Below are 13,522 nucleotides of genomic sequence, written 5' to 3' on the forward strand. Positions count from 1 at the left end.
ACACGCCCGAACAGCCGACAAATCCGCCTATGATCGCCGGCTACCGTTTCGTTTCAGCCGGCAAGGCCTTCAGCCCGGATTACGCCTGGGTTGGTCTGTGGAACGCCGATGACGGCACGGCGCGCTCGCAGGTGATCGCGTTCACCGATCAACGCCATAAGGTGCTGGCGACCCTGTCCTTTCATCTGGGTGGACTTTCAACGCTGCCCTCGCCGGACACGCCGGCGCTGGGCATTACCATCATCGGTGAAAGCCGGGCTGATGGAACCGTTCCCTGGTTCCAGCTTCAGTGGAGGTCGGGGATACGCGAGACCACCGCCACGCCCGCGTGGCGACCATGATCGCCGGTTATCGAAAATCGATTGAGGGACACATGACTGACCCTGTTTCCCGTTCCTGGCAGCTCCTTTTGGTAGGCCCTGGAAGCCGCCACATTACGCCCGATCTGCATGACAGGCTGATGCGCCTGCTCGACCTGCTACCGCAGACTCGGCTCATCGAGCTCGAAACCGATGCAGGCGACGTCAGCGTCTCGCGCGACTGGCCCAGCGACCGCCTGGAAGAGGTTAAAGCGATCGAGGCGGAGATCACCGACATGCCCGGCATCGTCCGCCTCACCTTGTTCCAGGCGGCCTGACGATGCAATGGTTTCGCCAGTTCGGCCGGGCGGCGCGCAATTTGGGCCGTGTTGCCAGGCAAAACCCCGTCTGGGCGGTCCAGAACCTCGTATTCGCCCCTTCCGCTTTGCCCGTCACCTGGTCGGCGTGCTGGTCCTCATGGTGGCCGTAGCGATCGTCCTGATTCTCGGCACGGATGGACTGATCTGGTACTTCGCCCTTGGCCGCTATCCGACCCTTGTTGCGATCGTCCAGATGCTGGTCTGGCTTGCGATCCTGCTCGTGCCACTCCGCGCGCTCTTCCAGCCCCTGATCCGTGCGCTATGGCGGCGTCAACGCCGACGACACCCACGGCTCGGCCCGCTTTGGCCACCGACGCTGAAGCGCGCGGTCTGACGGGCGATGCCGGCCTGCTGATCGGTCGTGACCGCAAGTCTGGCAAGCTGCTGCGCTACCCGGCCCTGCCCATCTGCTGACGATTGCGCCAACACGCAGCGGCAAGGGTGTTGGCACCATCATCCCCAACCTGCTCGACTATCCCTTCGCTTGCGTCTGCATCGATCCCAAGGGTGAAAATGCCCGCATCGCCGCTCGCCAGCGTGGCCTTTTCGGGCCGGTCCATGTCCTCGATCCGTTCGGCATCACCGGCCTAGCCCCGGCCGCGTATAACTCGCTCGATCGCATTGACCCAGCCGGCCTTGATGTCGCCGACGACTGCATGACGCTTGCCGACGCGCTGGTATACGACGCGCACAACCAGCAGACCGAAGCGCATTGGAACGAGGAAGCCAAGGCGCTGATCGCCGGCCTGCTGATGCACATCGTAGCGAGTGAGCCTGACTCCACTCGCACCCGCTGCCGCTGCGCGAGCATCTGACGCTGGCGCCGGCTGCCTTCCTTACCCTGCTCGAACGGATGCAGGCCATGGGTGGCCTGGTCGCGCGCGCGGCCAGTCGCCATCTGGGCAAACCGAGCGCGAAGCAGCAGGCGTGCTGTCATCGGCGCAGCGCCATACCCACTTCCTCGACCTCACCCCGCATGACGGCAACGCTTGGCCATTCGGACTTCCGCTTCGCCGACCTCAAGGAGCGACCGGCGAGCATTTTCCTCGTCCTGCCGCCTGACCGGCTCGACACCTATGCCCGCTGGTTGCGGCTGATGGTGGCCCAAGCGTTGACCGAGCTAGCGCGGGCCCCCGGACGCCCGGTTTGGCCCGTGCTGTTCCTACTCGACGAATTCGCAGCGCTAGGTCACCTCGATCCTGTCGAGCGCGCTATGGGCCTGATGGCAGGCTAGGGGATCCAGCTCTGGCCGATCGTGCAGGATATCCACCAGCTCCGCGCACTATATGGCCAGCGTGCCGGTACGTTCCTGTCGAACGCAGGCGTGCTGCAGGTGTTCGGCGTCAACGATCATCAGAGCGCCCAGCTCGTCTCCGATCTGCTTGGTCAGGAGACGGTCGTGTTCGACACGATGAGCCGCGCACTGGACGCAGAGGCAAGCGGGATCTCGTTCAGTCAGCAGAATATCGGCCGCCCGCTGCTGACTCCCGACGAGGTCCGAACGCTAAGCCCGACCACCAGATCCTCTTCCTCGTCGGGCAGCGGCCGGTCATTGCCACAAAACTGCGCTACTATACCGATCGCGAGTTTTCGGGGCGGTTTTGATCCCGCCTGATTGGCCGCATCGTATGTCTGTATCGTATGTTCTGAGTGCTGTTGCAGGCAGCGTGACGCCACACGATACGCCAACACGAAGCCATTCCCCCAGGATGGTTCCCCACAATGACAGACGTAATGAATGCTTGGATGCCGACGCCACTGGCTTCATTCTTCAGAATATGAATATCGGCAGTATTAGACGGTTTATACCTTAGGTTAGAGAGTTAACTGGCGTCTTACTGGCTGTAAAATGCCTGATTATCGTCAGTTAGCGCAAATTGCCTGTTCCGGATGTGTCGTCAGCCCGTTCCTGAGTGTCGACAGACCCGTTCTCGAAAGATCGACCGTGCGTTCCTGAAAGGGCGAGTTTCGTTCCCAGTGTGTCGAAGGCGTGCCGGATTACTCAATTCTGAAAGCGTGATTGAATCAGTTCGGTGGGCTTTGCCCACGCTGACGTTCACTTATGGCGGCAGCGCCGGAGGAAATCAGCGTGTCCCAAAAATGCCCGACACTTCGGGAACGGGTGAGGCAGGACATTGAAGTTGCGGTACCCACCGCTCTCTTGCCGAACCGCCATGAGGCCGCTGGGCGCCAGGAGCTTGGCTACCGGCCTAGTTCGTGGCGATGCTCATGGTGATACCGCCGCACAAAACCAATGAACGCCGCCTGATAACTTACTGGTGTGCGCGTACTGTCCGCCTCAATCCAAGTGCGGAATTCGGAATGAAGCGTCTGATAATCCCACCCCGGGCATTCGGCGCGCAGCGTGGCATAGTGTAGCGTTGGTGATCTCACCAGCCGTCGCACGGGTAGCGAGGCTTACGCGCGACCGTCGCAGCATCGCTGTGACATCGATCGTTTCCTCGGCTTGGCGCGCTGTTGCAGCAGGCTCTGGCGTCGGTGGCTTTAGAGTCGGCTTCGGGTCCCGTTCTCCTTGAGTTGATACGGTCTTTACCGGCCGGTCCACATCACCGCGACGTTGCATCCGCAGCGACGGCTCACGCTTTCCAGCAACCGTCTCCAGCGCGAGCACGTAGCCAGGAAGTGTGTTGCGCTCGACGATCTTGGATATTTCGAACTTGAAGCGACGATACTGCCCCTCGGCGCCTGACTTTTCGAACAACGTCGGCATTGCAATCGTGAAGCCTATCTCCCCTGCCCCGCCGGCATGTTTGCGCGCGACGCGGTACAGCCAGCGTTCGCGTCCACCGGTGAGGTCGAAATAGGCACGGTCGATCGAGAGCACACCGCCCTGCATCATCACGCCTTCCCAGAACCAGTTCGAAACCTCGATCGTCATGCCGCGCGACCGCTCGGTTTTCTCGTCAACAAGCTGGGTCCATCCATCAAGCCAGCTGAACGTCGCCTCGCGACGGTTCTCGGCGCGGATATTGGTTTTAACGGTCGTCGACACCAATCGGTCAAGCGCCTGCCCTAGGAGTTCATATGCCCGTCCCGTAGTCGGCCGCCCGATCGCGCGGAGTAGATCGTATGGCATCAAAATGAAGCTTGCGCGGCACATCGTTAATTCCGCGCCGGGCCATATCCGCCAGAACGCTCGCGCAATAAATCAATATGTCAGCATCCCAGATCGTCGCCATGCCGTAATCAGGATTGCCTGAAACGTGGACCCAAAAGCCTGCCATCTGGGCTCTGATAATCGATGGGCTTGACCCGCCTCGACTTGGCAAGGCTGAAGAACGGACGCTCCATCATCTCTCGTTGGTCGCGTAGCGCGCAGATCGGCGAGGTATGGCAGGAACATGCCAAACTGCTCGGAAACGCTCTGGTGGTCGGGACGGGTCATGCCGTCACGCTCCAGATGTTTCCCCGGGGAAACACCGCTCGACCTGCATCGGTCACAAAAGACATCTGGGGATTCGGCACAGCGTGTTTCCCCAGGGAAACACGCTCACCGCTGCAGTCCTCGACCCTGAGCCTCCAGATGCTGAAGCGCTTCACGCAGCGCTTCCACCAGCTCCTCGGTTACGGCACCCGAACCTGCGTGAAGCCGGATCGTGACGCCCTGACGGTTGCTCGACTGGATACTCAGGGCGGGACGGCCATGTGGTGTTGTCCAAGTGAATTGGGACACGGTCGTACCTGGATCGTTCGGCGTTCCGAGCAGCCGTCGCAGCACGTCCGCTGCAGGGTAGGGGCTACACCTTGATCCCGCCGCGCCATCTGCTCGCGTGCGAGATCGCGCGCCCGTGCTTTCGATGGCCTTAGCCATAGCTTTGTCGTCGAGTACTTGGGCGAGCGCATAGGCAGGCTTGAGCTGCACGTCAGCAGGCGAGGCGAACGCCGCGATCACTGCATCGGGAATATTTGCGACCTTGATCATTTTAGACAACCAGCCCTTTGATACCTTGAGCCGCTCCGCCATTCGGGTCAGGTGGTTGCCGTAATGAACTTTTGAGAGCCTCGGCATAATTGCGTGCGCGTTCGATATCGGACACGTCCTTCCGCGCGCGATTCTCGAGATCGGCCAGCCGAAATGCTGCCTCGTCGTCGAGGTTGGCGACCTGCGCGACGAACTGCATTTCGGGATAAGAATGGGTGCGCAACCAGCTGATCGACCAATGGCGCCGTGTGCCGGCGATCACTTCAAAATCATGCGTGGCGTCGCCCTCTAAGCGACGCACGACTGCCGGGACCTTCTGCCCACCCTCGGCTATGATCGAATCGATCAGCTCACGACACCCTTCTTCGGTGAGGTCTCGATAGATGCGCGCATTGCCCGGCCAAATCCTGACGCGAGCGGGATCGAGCAGCAACTGCGTAACCTGCCGCACTTCACCGCTCGTCACTCGTGCAAGTGCGGTCTCACGGTTGAGCAACGTCGTTCCGCGCGGCCGTTCGGGTATGGCAGGGACCGGAGGCGTGTTCGTAAGCGCTTCGGCTGGTTCGTCGGCCAGCAACGCTGCAAGATAATCGGATTGCTTACGCGCCACGCGGCACCTCCCGTTCGAAATAAAAGAGGAAAGACCCCGTACTAGGCGGCCTTATTTGCAAGACCTCACGCTGCATGAAGCACGTCCTCTTCCCGCGCTGGCTCGACCCGGCCCCAGCCTTGGCGAACCAACTGTTCGATTTGCCCCATTGCCTCGTCTAGGTTGGCACGGCAGCGCTTGTGCGTTTTAGGCGTGCCGATCGGGCGTTCGAGCTCGTAAATGGTCATCATTCGCATCGCTGCATGGCTGATTTCGGCTGATTCCAGAATTGGCACTGGGAGCAGGGCAGGGCCGAAGCTCTGTTCCATGATTGAGCGAACCATTGCGTGGCTAGGGTCGTTGCTGTCGAACTTCGAGCAAATAAGCCGTAAGAAATTATACTCGACTTCAATTCCGGCCTGTCCAAGTTGTTGGAGAACCTGGTCCATCATCGAAAGGAATTGCACGGTCGAGCAAAAATCAGGCGTAGTCGCTGCGAGCGGGACCAGCAGCGCATTGGCGGCCTGCATCACCGCAAGGCTAATCGTCCCGAGCGCGGGCGGGGGATCGAGCAACACGACGTCATAATTCTGCGCGAGGTCGGCAAGACCCTGTTTAAGCTTACGAAAGCGCGCAGCGAGTACCGATTGCCCGTCCGAACCAGCTGCCGCTAGCTCATATTCGACGTCGAAGAGTTCGAGATCTCGAAGGGATGAGGTCAACATTAGGCCACGGCGTTGATTTAACCGCGTACAGCAGGTCGGCTCTGAGTCGGATCAATTGAGAGATAAGGATACAGTGTCTCTGCGCGCGTGATGTTAAAATGCGGATTGAACCCAAACAATGTGGTTGTTGTTGCCTGACTGTCGCAGTCCACCACCAGTACGCGGTATCCTTGGACCGCGAAATAATGCGAAAGATGACACGTGACCGTCGACTTGCCGACCCCGCCCTTGAAATTCTGCACAGCAATGATCGCTGGAATGTCGAGTGGGGCGCGGGCAGGGGATGCTCCCAGCACGTCGCGCATCTGAAGCAGTTCCGCAGCAGAATACCCCAGCCTGCGTCCGTTCTCGCCCGCGGGAGCAGGGGGAAGTCGGCCGTCGTCCTCAGCCATACGGATCCGATTGGTCGAGCAGCCAAGCAACTGGGCGACTTCAGCGATACCAAAGCGAACGTTGAGACCCTTACGGCTTTCCGGCAGAAAAGCCTTTCGCCTAAGTCGCTCGATCATCCGTTCGCCTGAGTCCGCGAGCTCACCGATATGATTGACAATGGCGTTCATGCAGCGGTCCGATCATGCTTTTGAAGCTTTTGATCAGTGCTATATGCGGTAAAGGTTCAAAATGGAAGTCAGCAGGGCGAACAGGGTTAGAGCGGGGCGCCGGAGGATAAGGGCTAAGGGCTCGCCGACGGACTAATTCCGCAACCGCTGCGTCCTTGAGCATGACAGCACGCGCTAGGTTTTATGAACCGTACCCAATCGTCGCGCAGTGGCCCGTGAAAAATTCCTTTAGAGGTACAATCCTTCTCAACAGATCTTGGTACAAACGTTAAAGACTATCCATCAATACCAACGACTTCCTTCCAAATTCGCGCATGGCGTTCCTCCGTCGCGGTGCGACGCTGAATACTTGCCCGGTGCGCTGCTCGTTTCAGATGAATTCGAACGCCAGAGATAGCAGCAGCGGTCGCTGCAATCACGATGAAACCAGTCAGCATTCTATGACCCCACAGGTATGTTTCATGACAACTCATACCAGATCGCCGTACGCCCGCGATTTCGTTTTTACACTTTCCTCGGAAACTTTGGTCCCGATCCGAGACTCTGATGATGACCGCCATCCGCATGGTTCAATCGATCTCGCGCATCCGCTATGCGAACCGCGTCATCCTGCCCGCGTAGCGACGTATATTGCATGCCAATCGCTGACCTCGATCAGCCTGCAGGCGCGGCGCTTGGAGACGCCGTGATCGGCGATCAGCTTCTCCGCCGCAGCGTAACGCTCGGCAGACCAGGTCAGTTTTTCCCAAGCAGATCTTTCAGCGCCGACACGTCGCGCATCGACTCGCCATCAGCCTTTTCAACCGGCGGTTATCGTCATCCAGCGTCCGCAGCTGCCGCCTCCGACATGGTCATGCCGCATACTTCGCCTTTGAAATGTAGAATATCGTGTCCCCTGATCCCATGCTTCCGGGACAGCTCCACGGTCTTCATGCCAGCGTCATTCCGGCGCAGCAGGCCAATGATCCGATTGTGGGTGAAACGAGCTCACTGCATCATTCGTGTTCATCTGACGAGCGAACAAATGGCATGATTTCTGGGATGGAGGTCATCCGACCCACTAGATCTGGCTTCCCAAACCGAGTGCCCAGATCGATGAGGTAACGGCCCGCCTCAAGCGCCCGTGTAAAACGCGAAGCGGGCCGGCCAAGGTGCGTCGGAGGAGTCCTTGGCAGCATCGGAACCATCCAGCGCCTATTTCGGCCACCAGCAGAGAAAATAATTTTCGTTAGGCGTTCGGGTCCGCTGACTGCCGTTCGCAGTATCGGGGTGCAGGGAGCGATTTTTCCGTAAGCAAATGCACATCCGCTGCCTCGACACCTATTACGACAAGGTCACCGTCGACGACGTCACGATGGTTCAGTTTGCCTCAATTCGGCTGTGGCTTCAGGACTGGGGTTTACGGCCTCAATCGCCGATCGGGCTCTCCCCGTGTTTGCGCAGAACGTCGTTGAAGGCTTCGGCCATCAGCGCTTGCAAACTTCGGCCCTGCCGGCGTGCGAGCATGTGCATTGCGAATGACATTTCAGGCGAGAAGAAGCCGGCAATCTGCTTGCGGCCCTGGCGGCTGGCGGGAGCCGGGGTAGCTCCCTTCCACCTGGGGATTGGCTGTTCTGGATCTGACCACTCTGAGGCTGTCCGCCTGGAGTCTGGCCGGCTTGTGTCGACGACATGGCGTCTTTGGGCGCGATAGATGCGGGGATGTGCGATCACGCAGATTGGCGAACGAAGGCTTGCGGCTCATGCTGCGACTTTTCCTTTTCGCGCGGGTTTGACGACGTGTGTAGAGATGCCGACCTGTCGACATGTCCACTCGTAGATCTGTCGAACATCATCGGCGGCTTTGCCGGTCGGCTCGTATTCCATGACCGTGCGTCCTTCGGCGCTGGCATGACGGAATGCGGCGCGATCGGGGATCTGGATCGGACACGCCGGTGTACCGAAGCTTTCGACCAGTTCGCCCGCCTCCTGATAAACCCGCGGCGCATTGGGCGAGCCGGCGGTGAAGACGACGAAGGCCGGCTTGCGCAGCAATTGCACCAGCTTTGCGGTCGTCTGGATCGCCGAGAGATCGAACGCGCTGGGTCGACACGGGATCAGGACCAGGTCGGCGATCTCGACCGCGGCACGGGCGGCGCTGTCGGCATGCGGGGGCGTATCGATGACGATGAACTGGGCGCCCTGCGCCTTCGCCTGCGCGACCTTGGCAGCGAGCCGTGGCGGCGGGCTGTCGATCACTTCGGGCGGTGCCTCCTCGCGCCATGCCGCCCATTGGCTGGCGGTCGCCTGGGGATCGGTATCGATGACCAGCGCCACCCGCCCGAATCGTGCGCGGCTGCGGCAAGATGCAACGCCAGCGTCGTTTTGCCGGCCCCGCCTTTCTGACTGATGATTGCAATTGTCGTCATGTCAGAGCCCCTACATGTCTACATGGCGACGAGGCAACAGGGCTGGCAAGCAATTTGGTCACGAGAAAAATCTCTCTGCCTTCCGTCGACGCTTCCCCGGTCGACAGGTTCGCCGCATGAAACGCACCGCCAACCGCTTGCTCCAGCTAGGGAGCATATGACGGCGTAGCCGGCATTCCAGGTCTGTCCTTTTGCATTCGGGTTGTTTGGGTTTGGTCGTACCTTCCGGCATCGCCAGATGAATGCGCCGACCGGCTAGGTCGGTTCGATTAAAGGAATTATATTAACTTAGGAGCGGTTGCGGATGGTTATGAGACTCGCGCTCACGACGGTCGATGCTCGCCCCAAGCTTAGCGAGCATCTTGCCCAGTTGCCCACCGACGGTCACAGCCGCCATGTCCCGGCACGATAATCCCGAGACCATCGCCGCGACCTCGCTGACGCGGTTGATTTCGTGCTGCATTGCATCGTCGGGCAGGGGGGCAGGGCGCATCCACCGCGGCATGAAGCCGAGCACGCGCTGCGGCAGGGTCGGGCGGTACGCGTTGGATGTCTGTCGATAGCGCGGCCCCGGGCCGTCCGCGTCTATCCGCTTGAAGCGGCGCTGACGAACCAGGAATCCAATGTCCTCGAGGATGTGGAGGGCGCGGGCGATGGTCGCACGGCCAAGACTCGTCGCATCGGACAGATGATCGTAGCTCGGGAAGACCCGCCCTCGGTTGAGCCGGGCCAGCGTGAGGATCTCCTCATAGACGCGTACGGCGGCTGCGGTCAGCGTGACGATCCGTCGCTCGGCCGCGGTGAGGATGCGATCGCCGGCGCGGGCCTCGCGGCGCAGCTGGCGGCCCGCATCGAGCGTTCGCCGGGCGATCCGCAGCAATGTGTCGGTCTCGCCCTTGGCCGGCACCGCGAAGAACATCTCCTCGAACGTCCCCGCCTCGATGCTGTCGCGCAGCACCGGCGCCCCGGTCCGATGCGGCATGCGAGCGCGCCCGGTGTTGGCACGAGGTGCCATGCCACGCGCGCCCATGCTCGCGCCCGCCCTGCCCAGCGCCCTCGCGGTCGCCTGGCTCAGGGTAAAACCGTCATCTTCCATCCCCTTATCGGGGCTGGGACCAAGGCAAAAGGGGCGTGGCGCGAAACGCGCATCCTTGAACCGAAGTTCGTGTCCGGCTATATGAAGGGGTCTGAGAGTGACCCCGGATCGACGTTTGGCGACGTCGCTCCATTTAAGCTTGGGATGCCCGGCCTCGTGCCGGGCTTTCCTTTATGAGGTCACAGCCGCTCCATCTTCGGTCGTGCCAGCATCAGCGCCGACATCAGATGATTTTTGCAGCAAATCTCGAAGAGCGAAAGCACCTACGGTTCGTGCTTTCGAGTATCAATTCCGAATTACTTTACATTTCGGCGTCGAAAGTTCGTGCTTTCGAGTATCAATTCATGCGCGCATTCGTGCTTTCGAGTATGAATTACTGGGCATGTTCGTGCTTTTGGATATCAATTCCGATGCAAGTTCGTGCTTTCGAGTATCAATTCACGATGCCTGATCCGAATCGGACGCTGTCGATCTCGCGACGCGATTCGGAAATCGAGGTCGCGCACTGATTCACGGCCCCCTTCGCGCACCGATTCCGTTGGTGGACCGATCACCGGCGCAGACTCTGCGAGCAACGCCGGGCGCCGGGTAATGACAACCTTGACCGGGTTGCTCTTGCGGCCGCGCTTGGCAGTATCGACCACCGCGTCGGGGTCGCTGACGGTCTCGATCAGCTCGAGCCGGTAGTCCGGGATCGTGTCGGCACCCGCGATTTGCCGCAGTGCGGCACGGAAGTTGGCGAGTGGATTTTGGTAGCCGATCTGCAGCCGGAAGGTCGCGAGGTCGATCTCGAACCCGTCGCCATCGCCGGTCGAGCGTGCGACTTCGTAGATCCGCCGTTCGATCGGCCCCAGTTGAAAATACGCCGCGGCATAGTCGAGCACATGGCGATCGAGCAGGATCGCCCGGAACAGCCAGTCGCAGAGCCGTACCTTGACCGCCTTCAACCGCCGTTCGCCGGCCCGCGTCTTGTTGTAATGCAGCTTTGCTTCGGACAACCACGAGAAAAACCCTTCCTCGCCTTCGCCGCCCGCCTCGATATTGGTCTTAATCTGCGTACCCTGCAGCCGCTCCAGCGCCTCTGACAGCCGGCCATAGGAACGGGCGCTGTGATTGCTGCCGGTCACGCTGAACAGATCGTGCGCAGTAAATACGAAATCCTGCGCGACATCCTCGCCCGCCTCGAGCTTGGCGGCCATGAGGCTGGCGATGTAGAGCACGATCTCCTTGTCGTAGATCGTCGCCACGCCGCTGGCGCTCGGGCGAACCTCGATCGTCACCGTATCGGTCTGGTAGCTGAGCGGCTTCATCCAGGCATTCTTGCTAAGCGCGAAGAACGGGAAGGCCATCAGCGATCGCTCGCCGCGGATCTCGCCGTACAGCGGGCTGTCGAGCAGGAAGAGCTCGCCTTGGGGAATCCGGGACGGCGTCGTCTTGCCATCCTTGGTGCGCTTTACGGTGGGTGATCGGGTCATTGGCTATTCCTACTCGAAAGCACGAACTTTTGGCATCCCATCTCCTGTCATACGGGGCAGGGGGCACTACTGCTCTCCAGTTCGTGCTTTCGAGTAGAAATTCACCCAGCCCTGTAAGCAAATCGATCAAAGGCACACCGTGGCTCTCACCTGTCCCGGATCGCGTTAGAACCAATTCTCAGCGTCGACATGTCGGTGCGTCGAGGTTTCGACAAACTGCCGCGGCGCGACATAGCGTGGGTTGCATTTGGCTACAGGCGTCGCTCGGTCGCGTCCATCCGGATCCGTCTCCCTCCATTCGATACCGACGACGACGCGCATACATTCCGACACGTCGTCGTTCCAACACGACGACAGTCATACTTATAGACATGTATACATGAATAGCTGTCGTCATGCGGTGGTGCTGTTACCGCAGGCTGATCCGCTCCTCGAACACGTCCGGAACAGGACGGCAACGAAAGGCGAAAGATTTCGCTTTCCTTCGAATCGGCGGTGACTCATAGAATCACGATGCCGATCCGCCCCGAAAACCGCTGGCTCTATCCGATCGACTGGCCGCAGCTGTCGGACGCGATCCGCTTTGGTAGGGCCAGGGCGCGCTGCGAACATTGCGCGCGGCCGCATCGGCGTTTCGTTGCACATCTCGGCGATGGCCGCTGGTGGGACGCCGAAGCGGGCTGCTGGCGTTCCGAGCGAGGTCGACGGATCACGGTCCGCGATCGCTTCGAGCTGGTTGGCGTCCGCACCACCTATGTCGTCCTCGCCTGCGCACATCTCGATCACGATCCGGGGCACAACATGCCGACAAACCTCGCGGCCTTGTGCCAGCGCTGCCATATGCTCCACGACGCGGCCGAACATCGCTGGCAACGCTGGTGGAACGCGTTCCGCCTACGCGCGCTACGCGACCTCTACGAAGATCCACGCCTTACCCGCGACCGTCTCGCCTCGGGTCCTCAACTGGCCCGCGGTCGGGCGCGTCAGTCGAGTGCGCTGACGCGTTGAACTCAAAACCGGTATCGATTGGTAGACATGTCTACACCTCAACACGTTTTCAGGTCGACGAATAGACATGCCCTCGTCGCGGCATATCGCGGGATAGCCGTTCCACAAGATCGGACGCCTCGGCGAGCCGATCGAGCACGCGGGGGCGAACGAGGCGGTGAACCCCTACAGCGTTGAAAAGATCGAGACACTGCCGCCAGTGTGCCGCTTGACGCCCCATCGGTGTCACGAACTGCCCACGGAAGGTATTGGCGATCAGTGCGCCCACCGCTTCAGCACCAGGCAAGGGCGCGATCGCCGGTTCCTCGCCCCAGCCGAGCAACACCACCGCAGCGAGATCGAAGACACGATCCTCGGCGGGCGCATCGACGGGAACACGGTACTTGTCCATGTCGGCGAGGACCGGTTCCAACCCGTCGGGGTTCGCGCGATCGCGCCGAGCGACGCGCGCCACAGCTTGAGATTGCGCAGGCCAGGCCTCAGCCGCGCGACCCCGTCGGCGACCTCCACCGCGCAGATGTCGTCACAAATCACGCGGTGCCCGCGATGCTGGAGGTGCATCGCGATCGTCGACTTGCCGCTGCCTGCCGGTGCGATGAAGGCGACGGCACGCCCGTCCACTGCCACCGCCGACGCATGAAGCGGTAGCAGCCCGCGCTGCTGGAGAAGTGCGCCCATTGCCGACCCGAGCAGATAGGCGCGCACGTCGCCGTCCGGTGCACCTGGACACGGCTCTACGATCATCTCGCGCCCGTTGCGGACCAGGAAGCGACCGACGCGGGGAACGTCCATCCAGAAGTGATTGGCGTCGACGCGGACGGCAGGCAGGATTTCGGGGGCGTCGGGAGGCGAGGCGGGGGCCAGCCTGACATCGACGTCCAAGGATCCGTCTACGGCCCCGCACGCGACATCGTCCGGGTGAAGTTCAGGAAGCGGTAGCGCAGATTGCAACCGGAGGCCGAACGCCCGATAACACGACGAAGAGGGTGGCGAAGAACGGGGTGACATGCGCCCGGCTTATCGCCCGCTCCATGCCCCG

Annotated in this window: 11 protein-coding genes and 5 pseudogenes; 6 read left to right on the forward strand and 10 right to left on the reverse strand. The window is 60.9% G+C overall.

From position 1 onward, the window contains the following. Nucleotides 1-29: 29 nt before the first annotated feature. The 5 genes and pseudogenes from AC0IX7_RS20870 (at nucleotide 30) to AC0IX7_RS20890 (ending at nucleotide 2,294) form a co-directional block, all read left to right on the forward strand. Nucleotides 30-341, forward strand: a complete 312-nt coding sequence (locus AC0IX7_RS20870) for a hypothetical protein (protein WP_471814158.1) — start codon at nucleotides 30-32, stop codon at nucleotides 339-341. Next, entirely contained in the window at nucleotides 338-637 is a 300-nt protein-coding gene (locus AC0IX7_RS20875; RefSeq protein WP_471814242.1) for a hypothetical protein, read from the forward strand. The genes AC0IX7_RS20870 and AC0IX7_RS20875 overlap by 4 nt, the downstream gene beginning before the upstream one ends. A gap of 127 nt (nucleotides 638-764) precedes the next feature. Then, the gene (locus AC0IX7_RS20880; RefSeq protein WP_471814160.1) at nucleotides 765-1,013 is read left to right on the forward strand and encodes a hypothetical protein; all 249 of its coding nucleotides are present in this window, start codon (nucleotides 765-767) and stop codon (nucleotides 1,011-1,013) included. A 121-nt stretch (nucleotides 1,014-1,134) separates the two neighbouring features. Beyond that, nucleotides 1,135-1,494, forward strand: a complete 360-nt coding sequence (locus AC0IX7_RS20885; RefSeq protein WP_471814244.1) for a type IV secretory system conjugative DNA transfer family protein — start codon at nucleotides 1,135-1,137, stop codon at nucleotides 1,492-1,494. A gap of 161 nt (nucleotides 1,495-1,655) precedes the next feature. Beyond that, nucleotides 1,656-2,294, forward strand: a pseudogene (locus AC0IX7_RS20890) (type IV secretory system conjugative DNA transfer family protein). Nucleotides 2,295-2,881: 587 nt separating this feature from the next. Here the strand turns inward: AC0IX7_RS20890 and AC0IX7_RS20895 are convergent. The 8 genes and pseudogenes from AC0IX7_RS20895 to AC0IX7_RS20930 all read right to left on the reverse strand — a co-directional run bounded on the left by AC0IX7_RS20895 (nucleotide 2,882) and on the right by AC0IX7_RS20930 (nucleotide 11,475). Further along, nucleotides 2,882-4,085: pseudogene (locus tag AC0IX7_RS20895) on the reverse strand (replication initiator protein A). 105 nt (nucleotides 4,086-4,190) lie between these two features. Next, nucleotides 4,191-4,664 (reverse strand): hypothetical protein, encoded by a 474-nt coding sequence (locus AC0IX7_RS20900; RefSeq protein ID WP_471814162.1) that lies wholly within the window; start codon nucleotides 4,662-4,664, stop codon nucleotides 4,191-4,193. Next, nucleotides 4,624-5,232 (reverse strand): ParB/RepB/Spo0J family partition protein, encoded by a 609-nt coding sequence (locus AC0IX7_RS20905; RefSeq protein WP_471814164.1) that lies wholly within the window; start codon nucleotides 5,230-5,232, stop codon nucleotides 4,624-4,626. Before AC0IX7_RS20905 ends, AC0IX7_RS20900 begins: the two co-directional genes overlap by 41 nt. A 65-nt stretch (nucleotides 5,233-5,297) precedes the next feature. Continuing rightward, a pseudogene (locus AC0IX7_RS20910) lies at nucleotides 5,298-6,496 on the reverse strand (AAA family ATPase). 1,407 nt (nucleotides 6,497-7,903) lie between these two features. Beyond that, a pseudogene (locus tag AC0IX7_RS20915) lies at nucleotides 7,904-8,071 on the reverse strand (ribbon-helix-helix domain-containing protein); the annotation flags it as partial. A gap of 165 nt (nucleotides 8,072-8,236) precedes the next feature. Further along, nucleotides 8,237-8,904: pseudogene (gene parA, locus AC0IX7_RS20920) on the reverse strand (ParA family partition ATPase). Between the two features lie 283 nt (nucleotides 8,905-9,187). Next, nucleotides 9,188-9,886, reverse strand: a complete 699-nt coding sequence (locus tag AC0IX7_RS20925; RefSeq protein ID WP_471814166.1) for a helix-turn-helix domain-containing protein — start codon at nucleotides 9,884-9,886, stop codon at nucleotides 9,188-9,190. A gap of 515 nt (nucleotides 9,887-10,401) precedes the next feature. Next, nucleotides 10,402-11,475: a replication initiator protein A gene (locus AC0IX7_RS20930; RefSeq protein WP_471814168.1), complete on the reverse strand. Its 1,074-nt coding sequence runs from the start codon at nucleotides 11,473-11,475 to the stop codon at nucleotides 10,402-10,404. Between the two features lie 495 nt (nucleotides 11,476-11,970). Here AC0IX7_RS20930 and AC0IX7_RS20935 point away from each other — a divergent pair, with 495 nt between their 5' ends. Continuing rightward, entirely contained in the window at nucleotides 11,971-12,483 is a 513-nt protein-coding gene (locus AC0IX7_RS20935) for a hypothetical protein (protein ID WP_471814170.1), read from the forward strand. A 49-nt stretch (nucleotides 12,484-12,532) separates the two neighbouring features. On the opposite strand, the gene AC0IX7_RS20940 is transcribed toward AC0IX7_RS20935, so the two are convergent. Together AC0IX7_RS20940 and AC0IX7_RS20945 are read right to left on the reverse strand one after the other, a co-directional pair. Beyond that, nucleotides 12,533-12,751, reverse strand: coding sequence for a hypothetical protein (locus AC0IX7_RS20940; protein ID WP_471814172.1), 219 nt, complete (start codon nucleotides 12,749-12,751; stop codon nucleotides 12,533-12,535). Beyond that, on the reverse strand, nucleotides 12,739-13,365 hold the full coding sequence (locus AC0IX7_RS20945) for a hypothetical protein (protein WP_471814174.1): 627 nt from the start codon (nucleotides 13,363-13,365) through the stop codon (nucleotides 12,739-12,741). Before AC0IX7_RS20945 ends, AC0IX7_RS20940 begins: the two co-directional genes overlap by 13 nt. Nucleotides 13,366-13,522 lie beyond the last annotated feature (157 nt).

Source organism: Sphingomonas sp. AC411 (assembly GCF_979253035.1).

Excerpts from the sequence above, each read along its gene's own strand:
- AC0IX7_RS20870 (WP_471814158.1), top strand. The coding sequence starts at position 30 with ATGATCGCCGGCTACCGTTTCGTTTCAGCCGGCAAGGCCTTCAGCCCG.
- AC0IX7_RS20875 (WP_471814242.1), top strand. The coding sequence starts at position 338 with ATGATCGCCGGTTATCGAAAATCGATTGAGGGACACATGACTGACCCT.
- AC0IX7_RS20900 (WP_471814162.1), bottom strand. The coding sequence starts at position 4,664 with ATGGCGGAGCGGCTCAAGGTATCAAAGGGCTGGTTGTCTAAAATGATC.
- AC0IX7_RS20925 (WP_471814166.1), bottom strand. The coding sequence starts at position 9,886 with ATGCCGCATCGGACCGGGGCGCCGGTGCTGCGCGACAGCATCGAGGCG.
- AC0IX7_RS20930 (WP_471814168.1), bottom strand. The coding sequence starts at position 11,475 with ATGACCCGATCACCCACCGTAAAGCGCACCAAGGATGGCAAGACGACG.